The sequence below is a fragment of the Geomonas azotofigens genome (assembly GCF_018919395.1).
Lineage (GTDB): Bacteria > Desulfobacterota > Desulfuromonadia > Geobacterales > Geobacteraceae > Geomonas > Geomonas azotofigens.
This window is the reverse complement of the sequence record NZ_JAHLME010000007.1, coordinates 170647-188129: the sequence shown is the minus strand read 5'-3', so window position 1 is coordinate 188129 and position 17483 is coordinate 170647. Positions and strand designations below refer to the sequence as shown.

At 64.6% G+C, this 17483-nt stretch carries 10 protein-coding genes; 1 reads left to right on the top strand and 9 read right to left on the bottom strand.

Going from position 1 to position 17483, the window contains the following annotated elements:
* The 8 genes from sucC to KOL99_RS19165 all read right to left on the bottom strand — a co-directional run.
* Window positions 1-860 (bottom strand): ADP-forming succinate--CoA ligase subunit beta (sucC, locus tag KOL99_RS19200; protein WP_216512086.1); only part of this gene is annotated, 860 nt, incomplete at its 3' end.
* 495 nt (window positions 861-1355) lie between these two features.
* Entirely contained in the window at window positions 1356-3605 is a 2250-nt protein-coding gene (locus KOL99_RS19195) for an NADP-dependent malic enzyme (protein WP_216512085.1), read from the bottom strand.
* Between the two features lie 139 nt (window positions 3606-3744).
* Window positions 3745-5058 carry a dicarboxylate/amino acid:cation symporter gene (locus KOL99_RS19190; RefSeq protein ID WP_216512084.1) on the bottom strand — a complete coding sequence of 438 codons (1314 nt, stop codon included), beginning with the start codon at window positions 5056-5058 and terminating at the stop codon, window positions 3745-3747.
* 398 nt (window positions 5059-5456) lie between these two features.
* Window positions 5457-6863: a sigma-54-dependent transcriptional regulator gene (locus KOL99_RS19185; protein WP_216512083.1), complete on the bottom strand. Its 1407-nt coding sequence runs from the start codon at window positions 6861-6863 to the stop codon at window positions 5457-5459.
* Window positions 6860-8749, bottom strand: coding sequence for a transporter substrate-binding domain-containing protein (locus KOL99_RS19180; RefSeq protein WP_407931862.1), 1890 nt, complete (start codon window positions 8747-8749; stop codon window positions 6860-6862). Before KOL99_RS19180 ends, KOL99_RS19185 begins: the two co-directional genes overlap by 4 nt.
* A gap of 63 nt (window positions 8750-8812) precedes the next feature.
* A complete protein-coding gene (locus KOL99_RS19175) occupies window positions 8813-10795 on the bottom strand; it encodes a heterodisulfide reductase-related iron-sulfur binding cluster (RefSeq protein WP_216512081.1) in 1983 nt (660 codons plus the stop codon).
* Between the two features lie 105 nt (window positions 10796-10900).
* Window positions 10901-11857, bottom strand: coding sequence for a YbgA family protein (locus KOL99_RS19170; RefSeq protein WP_216512080.1), 957 nt, complete (start codon window positions 11855-11857; stop codon window positions 10901-10903).
* Between the two features lie 84 nt (window positions 11858-11941).
* Window positions 11942-12124, bottom strand: coding sequence for a hypothetical protein (locus KOL99_RS19165; protein WP_216512079.1), 183 nt, complete (start codon window positions 12122-12124; stop codon window positions 11942-11944).
* Between the two features lie 316 nt (window positions 12125-12440).
* Between KOL99_RS19165 and KOL99_RS19160 the strand changes: the two genes are divergently transcribed.
* Window positions 12441-15236, top strand: coding sequence for a PAS domain-containing sensor histidine kinase (locus KOL99_RS19160; protein ID WP_216512078.1), 2796 nt, complete (start codon window positions 12441-12443; stop codon window positions 15234-15236).
* Window positions 15237-15246: 10 nt separating this feature from the next.
* Here the strand turns inward: KOL99_RS19160 and fusA are convergent, their stop codons facing one another.
* The gene (gene fusA / locus KOL99_RS19155; RefSeq protein WP_216512089.1) at window positions 15247-17316 is read right to left on the bottom strand and encodes an elongation factor G; all 2070 of its coding nucleotides are present in this window, start codon (window positions 17314-17316) and stop codon (window positions 15247-15249) included.
* Window positions 17317-17483 lie beyond the last annotated feature (167 nt).

The window sequence follows — 17483 nt, the reverse complement described above, 5'->3', positions numbered from 1 at the left end:
AGGAAGTTGGCCGGGTCGCCGCCGTAGTGCTTGATGATGTCCATGGTGGCCATGGCGAGACCGGCGCCGTTCACGAGGCAGCCGATGTTGCCGTTAAGCGAGATGTAGGAGAGGTCGTGCTGGGAGGCCTCGATTTCGTTCGGGTCCTCCTCGTCGAAGTCGCGCATGTCGCCGATCTGCAGATGGCGGAACAGGGCGTTGTCGTCGAAACCGAACTTGGCGTCGAGGGCGAGCAGCTCCCCCTCGGCGGTGACCACCAGCGGGTTGATCTCGAGCAGGGAACAGTCACAGGCGATGAAGGTGGCGTAGAGGTTGGTGAGGACCTTGACCGCCTTGCCGGTCAGCTTCCCCTTCAATCCGAGGCTGAAGGCGATCTTGCGGCACTGGAACTGGGTGAGGCCGACCAGGGGGTCCACCGCCTCGGTGACGATCTTCTCCGGGGTGTTGGCCGCCACCTCCTCGATGTCCATGCCCCCCTCGGTCGAGGCCATCACGGTGACGCGCGAGGTGCCGCGGTCGACCAGGAGGCTCACGTAGAGCTCGTTGGCGATGTTGCAGCCGTTCTCCACCAGCACCCGGTGCACCACCTTCCCTTCCGGCCCGGTCTGGTGCGTCCTCAGCGTCATGCCGAGCATGTCGCGGGCGATCATCTGCACCTCGCTCGAGGTCCTGGCGAGCTTGACCCCGCCCCCCTTGCCGCGCCCGCCGGCGTGGATCTGCGCCTTCACCACCCAGGGCCCCTCGCCCAGACGCTTGGCCCATTCGCGGGCGCTGGCGCCGTTGTAGCAGACGTGGCCGTCGGGGACCGGCACGCCGAATTTTCTCAGGATCGCTTTGGCCTGGTACTCGTGGACGTTCATTTTCCCTCCTTGAAGCCTGTGTTTTATTAGACCTGCCAAGAGCACAACATTAACCGGTTCTTGTTTTATTTTGGCTGAATTCCGGGGGTCAACGTCGCACCACACTCATATACTCCCATGATATAATTTTGGCAAACACTTTTATAATATCTTGGCAAAAAAATTGGTAAGACCGAAACTGCACCAGGATAAACTTGAACGAAGCGCCGGTTCCGGGCCGCGTTTCAATCGAACGAATGTTTGAATAACAAGTATTTATACGTACTTTACCGGGGGTCCGGCGAACCGGGAAGCAAAGGTGCGTCGCCATAGAACAAGCTCGGCAACGTTATTTGGTTACCTTGTAATACAGCGACGCCCGGAGGTGACACGACAGGCAAACGCAAAAAGTTCAAAATAAAACACACCGTAAACAAAAGAGGTCTCAGGCACAAAAAAATCCCCCGTACCGCCTCCGAGGGAGGGGAACGGGGGACCGTACCGACGAAGCTTCGGCTACGGGTTTTGCGCGTCCACGACGGCGATGGCGGCCATGTTGACGATGTCGTTCACGTCGTCGCCGCGCTGCAGCACGTGCACCGGCTTGTTCATCCCCATCAGGATGGGGCCGATGGACTCGGCGCCCCCCAGTCGGCGCAGGAGCTTGTAGCAGATGTTGCCGGAGTTGAGGTCCGGGAAGATGAGCACGTTGGCTGGGGCCTTCAGCTTGGAGAAGGTGAATCCGTCAAGCAGTTCCGGCACCACGGCGGTATCCGCCTGCATCTCCCCCTCGACCATGAGGTGCGGGGCCCGCTCCTTGACCAGCTCCACGGCGCGTTTCACCTTGCTCGCCTGCGGGTGCTCCACCGAACCGAAGTTCGAGAAGGAGAGCATGGCGATCCTTGGTTCCACGTCCAGCATGGCCACCTTCTCGGCGGCCAAGATGGCGGTTTCCGCCAGTTCCTCCGCGGTCGGGTCGATGGTCACCGTGGTATCGGCCAGGAAGTAGACCCCCTTCTTGAAAACCATCATGTACAGGCCGTGCACGCTGGAAAGCCCCGCCTGCTTGCCGAGCACCTCCAGCGCCGGACGGATCGTCTCGGGATAGTGGGTGTCGATGCCCCCCAAGAGGGCGTCGGCGTGCCCCTTGTGCACCATCATGGTGCCGAAGTGGGTGCGGGACTTGCGGCGCATGATGCGGCTGCTCTCGGAACTCGTGATCCCCTTTCGCTGGCGCAGGCGGTACAGCTCTTCGGCGTACTCCTCGGTATGCTCGCTTTCGGTCGGGTCGACGATGGGGACCTCGAGGTCGAGGTTCAGGTCGTCCATCTTCTGCTGGATCTTCTTCCGGTCCCCCACCAGGATGGGCTGGGCGATCCCCTCTTCCACGATGATCTGGGCGGCGCGCAGGATCTTCTCGTTGTCACCCTCGGGGAAGACCACCTTTTTCGGGTCGCTCTTCGCCTTGTTGATGATGCTGCGCATGATCTCCTTGGAGCGCCCCTGCGAGCACTCCAGCTGCTCGATGTACTTCGCCATGTCCTCGATGGGCTGGCGCGCCACACCGCTGTCCATGGCCGCCTGGGCGATGGCCGGCGCCACGTGCAGAAGGACGCGCGGGTCGAACGGTTTGGGGATGATGTAGTTCGGGCCGAAGGAGAACTTCTCGTTGCCGTAGGCCTTGGAGACCGAGTCGGGCACCTCCTCGCGGGCGAGCCTCGCCAGCGCGTGCACCGCGGCGAGCTTCATCTCCTCGTTGATGGCGGTGGCGCGCACGTCCAGCGCCCCCCGGAAGATGAAGGGGAAGCCGAGCACGTTGTTGACCTGGTTCGGGTAGTCGCTTCTGCCGGTGGCCATGATCACGTCGCCGCGCACCGCGTGCGCCTCTTCGGGCGTGATCTCCGGGTCGGGGTTCGCCATGGCGAAGATGATCGGGTTGGGCGCCATGGAGCGCACCATCTCCGGAGTGAAGGCCCCCTTGACCGAGAGCCCGAACAGGATGTCGGCGCCGTTGGCCGCCTCCTCCAGGGTCCGGAAGGGGGTGTCGGCGGCGAAGAGCTCCTTGTACTTGTTCATCCCTTCGGTGCGCCCCTTGTAGATGACCCCTTTCGTGTCGCACATGATCATGTTGTTGGGCTTGACACCAAGGGCGATGGCGAGCTTGGCGCAGGAGTTGGCCGAGGCGCCGGCGCCATTCACCACGATCCGGATGTCCTCGATCTTCTTGCCCACGAGCTGCAGCGCGTTCAAGAGCGCCGCCGAGCAGATGATGGCGGTACCGTGCTGGTCGTCGTGGAAGACCGGGATGTTCATGGTCTTTTTGAGCTCTTCCTCGATGTAGAAGCACTCCGGCGCCTTGATGTCCTCCAGGTTGATGCCGCCGAAGGTCGGCTCGAGGAGCTGGCACGCCCTGACGATCTCGTCCGGGTTCTCGGTGTTGAGCTCGATGTCGAAGACGTCGATGTCGGCGAAACGCTTAAAGAGGACCCCTTTCCCCTCCATGACCGGCTTGCCGGCGAGGGCACCCAGGTTGCCAAGGCCAAGGACCGCGGTGCCGTTGGAAACGACCGCGACCAGGTTTCCCTTGGCGGTGTACTTGTAGGCGTCGTCGGGGTTTTGCTGGATGGCGAGGCAGGGCTCGGCGACACCCGGCGAGTAGGCAAGCGACAGGTCCGCCGCGGTCTGGCACGGTTTGGTGGCGATGACTTCGATCTTCCCTTTTCTACCGATTGAGTGGTAGTCGAGGGCTCCCAATTTCTTGCTCATCTATCTATTCCTCCTCTTTCCGCCGATTTTTGGGTTCAAAAAAAGAGGGCAGCAGCAACGGCGGTGCTAGCCCTCTCTCGCAAGGCCCCTCGCGGGGCGAAAATATGGCGGGGGCGGACGGCCGCCCCCGCATGCAAAACTATGCTTCTTCCGGCTCCGGCTCCAGGAGCCCCATCTCGGGCTCTTCCTCGACCTCCTGGTGGTTCAGCACGCGGTTCATGCGCTCCAGGTCGAGCTCGTTCTCCCAGCGGGATACGACCACGGTGGCGACGCCGTTACCGACCAGGTTGGTCAGGGCGCGGGCCTCGGACATGAAGCGGTCGATGCCGAGGATCAGCGCGAGGCCCGCCACCGGAATGGTCGGGATGGCGGCGAAGGTCGCGGCGAGGGTCACGAAGCCGCTGCCGGTCACGCCGGCGGCCCCCTTGGAGGTGAGCATCAGCACGCCAAGGATGGTGATGGTCTGGGTCATGGTGAGCGGGGTGTTGGTTGCCTGGGCCACGAAGATGGCGGCCATGGTCAGGTAGATGGAGGTGCCGTCCAGGTTGAAGGAGTAGCCGGTCGGGATGACCAGGCCCACCACCGACTTGGTGCAGCCCAGGTTCTCGAGCTTCGCCATCATGCGCGGCAGGGCGGACTCGGAGGAGGAGGTCCCCAAAACGATGAGGAGCTCTTCCTTGATGTAGGCGATGAACTTGAAGATGTTGAAGCCGCAGATCTTGCCGATGGTGCCGAGCACCACGAAGATGAAGAGAAGGCAGGTGAGGTAGAAGCTCCCCATGAGCATGCCGAGCTTGGCCAGCGAGCCCAGGCCGAACTTGCCGATGGTGAAGGCCATGGCGCCGAAGGCGCCGATGGGGGCGAACTTCATGATCAGGTTGACCACGCCGAACAGGGCGTGGGAGACGTCATCGATGAATTTGTAGACCGGTTTCCCCTTCTCGCCCAGGGCGGCCAGGGCCAGGCCGAAGAAGATGGCGAAGAAGAGCACCTGGAGGATCTCACCCTTGGCGAAGGCGTCCACGACACTGGTCGGGATGATGCTCAGGGCGAAATCGGCGAAGCTGTGCGACTTGGCGGCGGTCGCGGTGTAGGTAGCGAGCCCCTTGGTGTCCAGCTTGGTGACGTCGGCGTTCATGCCCACGCCCGGCTGGATCACGTTGATCACCAAAAGGCCGATGCCCAGGGCCAGGGTGGAAACCAGTTCGAAGTAGAGCATCGCCTTGCCGCCGACGCGTCCCACCTTCTTCATGTCGTCCATGCCGGCGATGCCGGTGACCACGGTACAGAAGATCACCGGGGTGATGATCATCTTGATCATCTTGATGAAGCCGTCGCCCAGGGGCTTCATCGCCGCCCCGGTATCGGGCAGGTAGTAGCCCAGCGCGATACCGATGGATATCGCCAACAGCACCTGGAAGTACAGAACCTGGTAGAACTTCTTGGTTTTCATGGTCTCTCCTTTTGAGTGGTTCCCGTGAACCTGGATTATAGATCCGACAAAGGCGTTAGCCGATAACACTGTTTGACATTCCATATCAGCAAGAGCGGTACCAAGTGATCGTATACGGATGCAAGTGTCCGTTTTCACATAGGAAAATAATGTTTTACGCTTGAGCGGGTGGCGCAAAGGTATTAACCAAAGGAAACATCTTTGCTGTTGCAATCGGGGAAGTGTCTAAAATTCCGGGGGATGCGGCCACTTAACCATGGTTAAGCAGTTAACCAAAGTTAAGACCATTGCCCCTGTGACGAAGGGTGAGGCGCGGGAAAGGCGCCGTTGGGGCGGGAGAGAAGGAAAAAAATTGTGGAGCCCGCGACGGAGAGGGAGGAGGTTCCCCGCCGCCGGGCCTACTTGCGCGACATCTTGAGACGCTTGTTGAGGGCGGGCGCGGAGATGCCCAAAAGCCGCGCCGCGATGGCCTGGACGCCGTTGGCGCGGCTGATCGCCTCCTCCACGAGCAACTCGGCGGCCTCGACGAAGGTGGGGAGACGCTCAAAAGTAGCAAACGGGTTTTGAGTTTTGGAAGTGACAGGGGCCGCGTCGCGGCTCTGCCCGATCGCCCTCAGGAAACTCTCCATGGAGAGGATCCGTTCCTTGTGCAGGCTTACCGCGTTGTAGACCATGCCGCGCAGCTCGCGCACGTTGCCGGGGAAGCTGTAGGTGGCCAGCACCTGGGCCAGTTCCTTGGGCGGCGTGGGCTTCTTCTTCCCCAGCGACTTGGCAGCCTCGTTCAGGAAGTAGTCGAGCAAAAGGGGGATATCCCCCACCCTCTCCCGCAGCGGCGGGATGTTGATGCGGTGCGTGCAGAGGCGGTAGTACAGGTCGCGCCGAAACTCCCCGGCGGCCTCCCGGGCGGCCAGGTCGCGGTGGGTGGCCACGACGATGCGCGCGTTCATGCGCTTGGGGCGGTCCCCCCCCAGCGGGAAGTATTCCCCCTCCTGGAGCAGGCGCAAAAGTTTTACCTGGGAGGCGATGCTCAGGTCGCCGATCTCGTCCAGAAACAGCGTCCCGTTGCCGGCCTGTTCTATCATGCCGGGACGAGCCTGGTCGGCGCCGGTGTAGGCGCCGCGCACGTGGCCAAAGAGCGTGTCGGCGAACACCGTGTCGTCGAGACCGGCCACGTTCACGGCCACCAGCGGACCGGAACAGCCGCTCAGGGTGTGCACCGCGCGCGCCACCAGTTCCTTGCCCACGCCGCTCTCGCCGGTGATCAAGAGGGGCTGGTGGCTGGGGGAGACCGCCTCAACGTAGTTGAACAGGTCGTTCATCCGGGGATCGGCGGTGACGATGTCGACGAAGGCCTCGGGGTGCTTCAGCTCGCGCGACAGCATCCGGTCCGACATGGTGCGGAACTCCTGCTGCAGTTCCAGGATGCGCACGGCCCGCAGCACCCCGCCCACCAGGCGGTCCTCCTCGTCGGTCTTGACGATGTAGTCAAAGGCGCCCAGTTTCATGCAACGAACCGCCGTCTCCAGCTGGTTCATGCCGCTCACGATGATGGTCATGATCCCGGGGTGGCTCTCCCCGATCTGCTGCAACAGCGTTTCGCCGCAGGGCTGCGGCATGGTGAGGTCCAAAAGCACCAGCCCGATGCCTCCCTTGTCGAGGAGCCCCATCACCTCGCGGCTCTCCTGGCAGGTGACGATGTTGTTGATCCCGGCGCAGCTCTTCAGGGTGAGCGCGAACGACTTGAGCCAGGCGGGCTCGTCGTCGACCAAGAGGATGCCGAAGCCGGGGTAGAGGGTCTTTTTCATGAGGCCGAACTCCTGTCGGGAACGGGAAAGGCGAGGGTCACCGTGGTGCCCGCCCCCGGGGTGGACTGGAACTGCAGGGAGCCGCCGTGGTCCTCGACGATCCCGGCGGAAACGGAGAGCCCGAGACCGGTGCCGCCGCTCTCCCGCTTGGTGGTGAAGAAGGGATCGAGCAGGTAAGGGAGATGCTCCTGGGCGACCCCCACCCCCTGGTCGCTGACCTGGAGCAGCACCTGCCCCTGGGCCGGGTCGTAGCTGGTGCCGAGCGAAACCCCGCAGTCGCGGTTGGGAAGCGCCTGACAGGCGTTCAGGACCAGGTTCACGATGACCTGCTCGATGCGCTGGGCGTTCCCCTGGATCCGCGGCAAGGAGCCGTGGAAGTCGGCCTGGAAGTGGTTGGTGGAGGAGCGGATGGTCGGGTCCACGAGGCGCAGCGCCGTCCTCGCCACCGCGTCCAGGTCGACGAGCGACTTCTGCCCCACGTCTTTTCGGGCGAAGTCCTTCAAATCGTTCACGATGCGCTTGATGCGCTGGGCGCCGTCCTGCATCTCGTCCAGGATGCGCGGGATCTCCTCCCGCATCTCCGAGTAGGGGACCCCGCCCAGCATGAAGTCGCCGTGCTCGCGGTAATGCTCCTCGAGGATCTCCTCCGCGTCGTCATGCACCCGCTTCAGCACCGGTATGTCCAGCAGCAGCAGGCCGTTGGGGTTGTTGATCTCGTGCGCCACGCCGGAGACCAGGGTCCCCAGCGAGGTCATCTTGTCCGCCTGGATCAGCTTGTCCTGGTGGCGCTTCAACTCCTCCAGGGCCTTGTTGCGCTCGGCGACCTCCTGGGCCAGCGCCGTGGTCCGCTCCGCCACCCGCTTGTGCAGGGTCTTGGACCAGAGCGCGATCACCGCCAGGACGATGAGCAGCGGGACCAGGATCATGGCGCCGTACCTGAGGGCGAGCTCCCTGGTCACCCTGGGGGGATCGTTCACCCCGAGCCAGCGGTTGTAGATCTGGGCGTACTGCCCGGTCTTGATGACGATGGCGAGCCCCTCGTTGAAGCGGGCCAGCAGTTCCTTGTCGCCGCGCTCCACCGCGTAGCAGTACTGCTCGCTCACCACCGCCTTGGCCACCGGCACCAGGTTGGAGAGACGCAGCTCGCGGATCAGGTAGATGCCGGGAAGTTGCGCCACCACCGCGTAGTCCCCCTGCCCGGAGGCCAGCAGCCGCAGCGCCTCGGCCGGCGTCGGGGTGAGCATCAGGTCCTTGGCGAACCCCATCCGCTTCAGGCGCTCGTGCATGATGCCGTCCTGGAAGACCAGCACCCTCTTGCCGCGCAGCTCCTCCAGGCTCTTGACCGGCTTCGTGTCGCGCCGGGCGAAGATGGCGTGGTGCACGATGGTGTGCGGCGGCGAGAAATCGACCGAGCTCAGGCGCTGCGCCGAGTAGGAGAGCCCCTGCAGGATGTCGATGCTGCCGTTTTGCAGGCCGGCGCGCATCTCGGACCAGTTGCCGAAGACGAAGCGGACCTTCATCCCCATCACCTCGGCGATGGCGCGGGTCAGGTCGACGTTGTAGCCGGCGGGATTGCCGTCCTTGTCGATGAATTCGTAGGGGGGATAGGCGCGGTCCCCGCCGACCACGACGGTGGCGGGCGTCGCCTGGTGCGCCGGCTCGGGGATGAAATCGGCGAGCGCGCGCAGGCACAGCGGGACCAGCAGCAGGAAAAAGGCCAGGAGGATGGTGCCGGTAAGGGCCGGGGTAAGGCGGTGAAACCTGGTGCCGAAGGATTGGGTTTTGCCTGTCAAGGCGCGGTGGACCACTGCTCCATCCTTAAAGCTGGGGATGCGGGCTCCCGCTGCCGCTGGCGACGGGGAGACCCACCACACTATCGCACGCATGAAGCACACAAGTCAATGAAGCTCATGAGAGGGTGGGACCGGTACCTTCGGAGCCAGTCCCCTTTACAGCCGCGCCGCCACCAGTTCGGCCAGGTCGCGCGCCGCCAGGTTCCCTTCCAGACCGCCGGTCTTGATGCCGTCCTCGAACATGGTCAGGCAGAACGGGCAGTTGGAGACCAGCATGGGTGCGCCGGTCTCGCCCGCCATCTGCACCCGGGCCGCGCTGATGCGGGTGCCGACCTTCTCCTCGGCCAGGATGCGCCCCCCTCCCCCGCCGCAGCAGAAGCTCTCCAAGCGGTTGCGGTCCATCTCCGCGATGGTGCCCCCCAGGCGCTGCAGGATCTCGCGCGGCGGCTCGAAGATGTCGGCGTAGCGGCCGATGTAGCAGGAGTCGTGGTAGGTGCAGTCGAACCCCTCGCCGGGGTTCAGCTTCAGGCGCCCCTCCTCCACCAGTTCCGCCAGGAAGGTCGTGTAATGGCGCACCGGCACCTCCAGGCCGAGCTCGCGGTAGTCGCGCGCCAGCGTGTTGAAGCAGTGCGGGCAGGTGGTGACGATGCTTTGCACGCCGTACCCCTTGATGCGCTCGATGTTCTCCTGGGCCATGGTCTGGTACAGGTACTCGTTGCCCAGCTTGCGCGGCGGCTCCCCGCAGCACTTCTCCTCCTTGCCCAGGATGCCGAGCCTTACGCCCGCCGCGGAGCAGATCTTGGCGAAGGCCTTGGCGACCTCCTTGTTCCTGCGGTCGAAGGAGGCGTAGCACCCCACGAAGTACATGACGTCAAAGGGCTCGCCGCTCTCCAGGGTGACGACGTCCAGCCCCTCGGCCCAGGCGCCGCGCTCGGCCCAGGCGAGCCCGAAGGGGTTGCCGTTCACCTCGTAGTTGGCCACGGCGGTACGCACCTCGTCGCCGGGGAACTTCCCCTCCATGAGGGCGAGGTTTCGGCGCATCTCGAGGATCTTGTTGACGTGCTCGATGTCGACCGGGCAGATCTCCTGGCAGGCGCGGCAGGTGGTGCAGTCCCAGAGCACCTCCTCGGTCACGTAGCGGCAGAGATCCCCCTGCGGCTCGTTGAGCGCCATCTCCCCCACCTGCTGCACCACCCGCATCGGCGAGAGCGGCTTCTCCGTGTTCCAGGCGGGGCAGCGGTCCTGGCAGCGCTTGCACAGCGTGCAGGCGTCGGCGTCGTAGATGTCCTTCCAGGCGAGGTCGGTGGCCTTGGCGGCGCCGTACTGCTCCGCGCTCTCGTCCTCGAGATCGATGGTGGCGATGGCCCCCTTGGGGCGCAGGTCGGTGAACAGGTAGTTGGCCGGGTCGGTGAACAGGTGCCGCAGCTTGGTGAAGGGGATGGCGACGATGAACGCCATGGCCAGGAAGAAGTGCAGCCACCACAGCGCCTTGTGGGTAGCGGAGATGGCGGCCGTGTCCATCCCGGCGAACAGGGGAGTGAGCAGCAGCCCGCCGGGGGAGAGCCGGGCCAGCTCCGGGTTCTGGTGCACCTCGGTGGCGGCCATGCGCAGCGACTCGACCACGAAACCGGTGACGAGGATGGTGAAGAGGAGCGCATGGGCCAGGTAATCGTCCCTCTTGGTGGGGAGCGCCGGGGGGCGCACCAGGAAGCGGCGCACGAAGAGCCCGCCCAGCATGAGGATGGCGATGATGCCGGCCAGGTCGAGGGTGAGGGAGTAGGCCTTGTAGAAGGTCCCCTTCAGGAAGGTCCACCCCGCCAGCGGCGCGGTGAAGTCCACCTGCAGCATGATGAGCAGCGTGCCGATGAAAAGGAGCAGAAAGCCCCAGAAGAAGAAGGCGTGCAGCGTCCCCGGCACCTGGACCCGGAGCACCTTGGCCTGGGTCAGGGCGCCGCGCACCATGAGCTTCAGGCGCAGCGATAACTGGTCCAGCCGCTCCAGGGGCTTCCCCTGCCGGTACAGCGGCAGCCGCGACCGGAACCCCCAGACGCACGCGCCCACGGCGAGGAAGGCGAACAGGTACATGACCCAGATCAGGGAGTGGTTGACGTTCCAGTAGATCTCGCGTGTCGCTTCCATACGGGCACCTCTGCAGTTGCGGAATTGGCAAACTATAGCCGAAGAGGGCGCGCCGGGATAGAGAAAATCTAATAGGCGGGTTTCGGGATGACGGGCCTGAAGCGGCTAGACGTGGTTGCGCAACATAAGCTCCGCCGGGTGGGGGGCGAGGTAGACCTGCTGCCGAAGATACTCCTCATGGTACTTCCCGACGTAGTGTCTGAGCAGGGTGACGGGGACCACCAGCGGCACCAGGCCGTCGTGGTACTGGCCGATCAGCTGCAGGAGCTCCTGCTTCTCCTCCGCCGATAGCTGCTTTTTGAAATACCCCATGATGTGCATCAGCACGTTGGTCTGCTTCTTGGCGGTGGCGTGCAGCTCCAGAGCCTTCATGTAGAGCTCCTGGTAACGCTCCAGGAGTTCGGCGAGCGGGAGTTCCCTGCCCTTCGCCACCAGCGCCCCGAGCTCGCGGTAGAGCTGGGTGCTGTGCGACATGATCAGGAGCTTCTGACAGGTGTGAAACTGCACCAGCTTGCCCAGGTCAGGCTCCTCGGCGAGAAAGTCCTTCCAGCGTCGGAAGGCGAAGACCCGCTCGATGAAGTTCTCCCGGAGCACGGGGTCGTTCAGCCTCCCCTCCTCCTCCATGGGGAGCTGCGGGAAGCGCCGCGCCACCGCCGCGGCGAAGAGGCCGCTGCCGCTTACCGGGGGCATCCCCTCCCGGTACACCTTGACCCGGAACAGCCCCGACGAGGGGGATCCCTTCTTGAAGACGAAGCCGCAGAGGTCCTCGTACGCCAACTGCTCCACCTTGGCCCGGCAGAACGCGAGCATCTGCTCGGTCTTGTCGACGCGCGTCCGGTGGGTCATGAGCCGCGGCTGCTCCGGGTCCCCCTCCAGGCGCATCGCCTCGCGCGGCGTGGTCATGCCGCACTCCACCTCGGGGCAGACCGGCACGAAGCTGAAGAACCTCCCGAGCACCCCGGTGAGGTAGGGGTCGTGCTTGTGGCCGCCGTCATAGCGTACCTTCTCCCCCAACAGGCAGGAGCTGACGCCTATCTTGATGGGTGCGCCGGATCCGGACATGGTAAACCTCCCTATGCCCCGCCGTGGGGGCGGGAGACATTGTGGCAGAAAAACACCCTCCGCGCCAGCGCGAAGGGGTGCTCCTCACAACAGCGGCGCGTCCTGGCAGAAAAGCCCTTCGCCGATCAAGAGGCGCACCTGACGGGGAGGCAGCGGCATCCTCTGGTCGTTCCCGGCGACGAGGTTGGCGTTACGGTCCAGTTGGGGCTGTTGTTTGGGGTGGCGGTTCTCCCTGCGGTCGGGAGAGGATTTGAGCATCAAGTACACGTGGTTGCTCCTTTCTAGACAATATAAGCAGGCCGTCATGTGCTTGCAATAATGTAGCCAAAGCCATAACACCCTGATCTTTCGCAGCTGGCCACTAACACAGCCCTGCAACAAAAGCGACAGCGGTACAGAATTCCGTCTCAAGTGCCGGGACTTTGACAGCTGGCACTGTCACAAGGAAACTTCGGGCAGCCGGTCTGACTATCTACGAGACCCCAGGTTCATGCGCCCGCAATTGAACATTCAGCACTATCTGATATAAACCTATCTGTGTCTATCCCCCCCTGACCGCCAAAACAGTAGCGGAGACATGCCCATGTTCGACTCGCTGGAGCAATGCCGTGCCCTGTTCGACGAACTGCCCCTGGGCATGTTCATCCAGGGACCGGACGGCACGCCGCTGGAGGTTAACGCCGCTGCCCTGGAGATGTTCGGGATGGAGCGGGAACTCTTCCTGCGGCACAACCCCGAGCACCCCCAGTGGCAGCTGTGCACCCCGCAGGGGATCCCCCTTCCACCCGACCAGCATCCCGCCATTTCCGCCTTCCTGGGCACCCCCGTCCGCGAGATCAACCTCGCCATCAACAACCGCCGCAAGGGGCGCCTGGTGCCGGTCTGCATGGACGCCATGGCGCTGAAGGGGAAGGACGGCGCCCCCCCCTCCCACGTCTGCGTCGTCTTCAGGGAGGCGCAGGAGACGGAGAGGGCGCTGCAGGAGAGCGAATCCCGCTACCACGCCATGGTGCAGACCCAGGCCGAGTTCGTGGTCCGCTACCGCCGAGGCGGCATGCTCACCTTCGTCAACGACACCTATTGCCGCTACCTGCAGAAGGAGCGTGAGGCCCTGCTGGGGCAGAACTTCTATCCCTTCTTTTTCCTGCAGGACCGCGAGGCCCTGATGCGCTGCGTGGAGTCGATGGACGGGGAGCAGCAGGGGCAGACGTTGGAGGTGAGGGCCTGGCTCCCGGACGGCCGCCTGGTGTGGCAGAAGTGGAGCAACAGCGCCATCGTCGACGAGACGGGGCACGTGGTGGAATTCCAGGCCACCGGCATGGACATCACCCGGAGCAAGCAGACCGAGGAGAGCCTCAAAAAAAGCGAGGAACGCTACCGCTCCCTGTTCGACAACATGCTGAATGGCTTCGCCTACTGCAGGATGATCCTGGACTCCTCGCGGCCCCAGGATTTCGTTTTCCTGGAGGTGAACCAGAGCTTCGAGCGGCTCACCGGTCTGCGGGGAGCGAGCGGGAGGCGGATGAGCGAGGTGCTGCCCGGGGTGTGGGAGTCCGACCCCGAGCTGCTCGCCTCCTTCCGGCGCGTCGCCCTGAGCGGCAAAGCGGAGCAGATGGAGTGCTACGTCAAGGCCATCAGCGAATGGCTCGCGGTGTCGGTCTACAGCCCCGAACCGGGATGCTTCGTCATCGTCTTCGACGTGATCACGAAACGGAAACGGACCGAGGAGTGCCTCGCCTTCCTGGCGCAGTCCACCGCGCACCCCGGTCCGGACCAGCAGTTTTTCCAGAGTCTGGCGCGCTACCTCGCCGCCACCCTGGAGATGGACTACATCTGCATCGACCAGCTGGAGGAGTGCAACCTCTGGGCCCGCACCGTCGCGGTCTACTTCAACGGCAGTTTCGAGGAGAACGTCCGGTACGCCCTCAGGGACACCCCCTGCGGCGAGGTGGTGGGACGCAACATCTGCTGCTACCGCGAGGGTGTGCGCCACCTCTTCCCCAACGACCAGGTGCTGCAGGACTTGGGCGCCGAGAGCTACCTCGGCGTGGTGCTCTGGAGTTCCACGGGGGTTCCCATCGGCCTCATCGCCATCATCGGCCGCAAACCGCTGTCGAACCGGGAGCTGGCGGAAGAGATCCTGCAGATGGTGAGCGGACGGGCCGCCGCCGAGCTCGAGCGCCGCCTCCACGAAGAGGAGCGCCTGCGGCTTGAACAACAGCTGCTGCACGCCCAGAAGCTGGAGAGCCTGGGGATCCTCGCCGGCGGCATCGCCCACGACTTCAACAACATCCTGACCGGGATCCTCGGCAACTCGAGCCTCGGCTTGATGCGGATCGCCCCGGACTCGCCCGCGGTGGAGAACCTGCAGAACATCGAGAAGGGGGCCATCAGGGCGGCGGACCTGGCCAGGCAGATGCTCGCCTATTCCGGCAAGGGGATGTTCGTGGTCGAGCCGGTCAGCCTGAACAGCCTCCTCACGGAGATGATCCACCTGCTGGAGGTATCGATATCGAAGAGGTGCCACCTGGCGCTCGAGTTGGCGCAGGCACTTCCGCCGGTGCAGGCGGACTCGACCCAGTTGCGCCAGATCGTGATGAACCTGGTCATCAACGCCTCGGAGGCGATCGGGGAGCGCGGCGGGACCATCACCATCCGCAGCGGCTGCCGCCACTTCGACGAGCAGTACCTGAAAGGGGCCTGGGCCGAGAAGGAGATCACCGAGGGGGAGTTCCTGTTCCTGCAGGTGGAGGACGACGGCTGCGGCATGGACGACGCAACCCTGTCGCGCATCTTCGATCCGTTTTTCACCACCAAGTTCACCGGCCGCGGCCTGGGGATGTCCGCGGTACTCGGGATCATCAGGGGACACCGGGGCGCCATCAAGGTGGAGAGCAAGCCCGGCCGCGGGACCACCTTCACCGTGCTCCTGCCGGTGAGCGAGCTCCCGGTCCAGGACCAGCCCGAGCGGCAGCCGCCGGAGGAACCGTGGCAGGGAAGCGGCACCGTGCTCCTGGTGGACGACGAGGAGATCATCTGCGATGTCGGGGCTTCCATGCTGGAGCAGCTGGGTTACCAGGTGGTGACGGCTTTGAGCGGCGGCAGGGCCGTGGAGCTGTACCGGGAGAGGGGGGACGTCCGTTTCGTCATTCTCGATCTGACCATGCCGCAGATGGACGGGGAACAGACCTTCCAGGAACTGCGCAACTTGGATCCGGAGGTGAAGGTGATCATCTCCAGCGGCTACAGCGAGCAGGAGGTGACCAGGAAGCTGTCGGGAACCGGCTATCTCGCCTTCATCCAGAAACCGTACAGCATGCAGGCCCTCTCCGAGGTGATGAGGCGCTGCGACACCCGGCGCAGGGCCGCCAGGCGCTGACCCACCCCAGCTAGCGCAGCCCGTAACGCTCCTGCACCTCCGCCGGGGCCTCCTCGAAGCCCTGGAACGCCATGGTGTAGCTCCCCCGCCCCTTGGTCGCGCTGCGCAGCTCGGTCATGTAGCCGAACATCTCGGCCAAGGGAACGGTGGCCTTCACCAGCTCGAGTTCCCCGCGCCGGTCCAGCCCCTCCACCCGCCCCCTTTTCTGCTGCAGCCCCCCCAGCACCTTCCCCAGGTACTCGGACGGCGTTTCCAGCTCCAGCCTCATGATCGGCTCCAACAAGAAGGGTGCTCCCTCGCGCGCCGCGAGCACCACGCCGCGCTGGGCGGCGCCCCGCAGCGCCTGTTCCGAGGGTGCCGGCGCGCCCGGTTCCACCGGGACCTCCAGCACCCGCACCTCCAGGTCGGTGAGCGAGTACCCGGTCAGGCACCCGCCGCGGCACGCGTCCAGCAGGCTCTCCCGCGCGGCCGCGAGCAGCTCCGCAGTGACCGGTGGCGCCGGGTCCGGGAGCAGCGTCCTGATCCCCCCGCCCCGGGGCAGCGGCACCAGGCGCAGCGAAAGCTCGGCGGGCTCCGGCCGCTTGTCACCCAGGGTCTGGAATACCTCCCGCCGCGTCACCTCGCGCCGCAGCGCCTCGCGGTACACCACCCTCGGCCGTCCCGTCTTCACCTGGACCCCGTACTCGCGCCGCAGGCGGTCGATGATGATCTCCAGGTGCAGCTCCCCCATCCCCGTCAGGATGGTCTGGCCGGTCTCCTGGTCCTCGTGCGCCCTAAAGGTCGGGTCTTCCCATTGAAAGTACTCCAGCGTCTCCAGCAGGTGCGCCCGGTCCTGCACCCCCTTCGCCTCCACGGCCAGCGACACCACCGGTTCCGGCACGCTCACCCCCTCGAGGAGCAGCGGATGCCCCGGGTCGCAAAGGGTGTCCCCGGTCAGGGTGAACTGGCACCCGGTAACCGCGACGATGTCGCCCGCGACCGCCTCGGCGACCTCCTCCCGTTTGTGCGCGTGCATCCGGAACAGGTGCCTGATGCGCTCGTTGCTGTCACGGCTCGCGTTCAACAGGGTGGCCCCGGCCTTCACCCTGCCGGAGTAGACGCGCAGGTAGGTGAGGCGCCTCCCCTCCTCCGCCATCACCTTGAAGGCGAGCGCGCGCAGGGGCTGGGCGGGGTCGCAGCTGAAACTCTCCCCCTGCCCGGTCCCGGGATGCCTCCCCACCATGGCGGGAAGATCCAACGGCGACGGCAGGTACAGGCAGACGGCGTCAAGGACCGGCTGCACCCCCTTGTTGCGCAGGGCGGAACCAAGGAGCACCGGGAAGATCTGGCAGCCAAGGGTCCCCTTGCGCAGCGCCCGCTGCAGGGCCTGCGCGCCCACGTTGCGCCCCTCCAGGAAGTCCGCCATCACCTCGTCGTCGAAGTCGGCGGCCGCCTCGGTCAGACGCATGCGCGCCCCCAGCACCGCCTCCGCGTACTCGGGCGGCACCGGTCCACGCAGCACCGTCCGCCCCAGGTCCTGGTCGGAAAAGGAGAGCGCCTCCTCACCGATGAGGTCGATCACCCCGGAAAAACCGGTTTCTGTCCCCATGGGAAGCTGGAGCAGCACCGCCCGCGCCCCCAGGCGCTCCGCCATGTGATCCAGCACGTGAGCGTGATCCGCCCCCAGCCGGTCCATCTTGTTGATCAGGCAGACCCTTGGCACCCGGTAGCGGTCCGCCTGGCGCCAGACCAGCTCGCTTTGGGGCTGCACCCCCTCCACCGCGCTGAAGATCGCCACCGCCCCGTCCAGTACCCGGACGCTCCGCTCCACCTCGATGGTGAAGTCGATGTGCCCCGGCGTGTCGATGAGGTTCAGCCGGTAGTCGCCCCATCGGCAGGAGGTGGCGCTGGCCGTGATGGTGATGCCGCGTTCCTGCTCCTGCGGCATCCAGTCCATGACCGCCTGGCCGTCATGCACCTCGCCCATCTTGTGCGTCTCCCCGCTGTAGAAGAGGATACGCTCCGTGACAGTAGTTTTCCCCGCATCGATATGGGAGATGATGCCGATATTGCGGATCTGAGAGACGTCGGTGGCGGAAATGGTCGTTCTCCTTCGGCTGGTGATTACAAAGGTTGTCCGAAAAGTTCAATGATATCCGACAGGCTCCAGAAGTCAAAAGGGCGAGGCGGTTTACTGGCACTAGTACGTTCCTCTTTTCTTTGTAAGCCGCCCTATTGACATCGCGCCTGTAGTATATTAATTTCTGT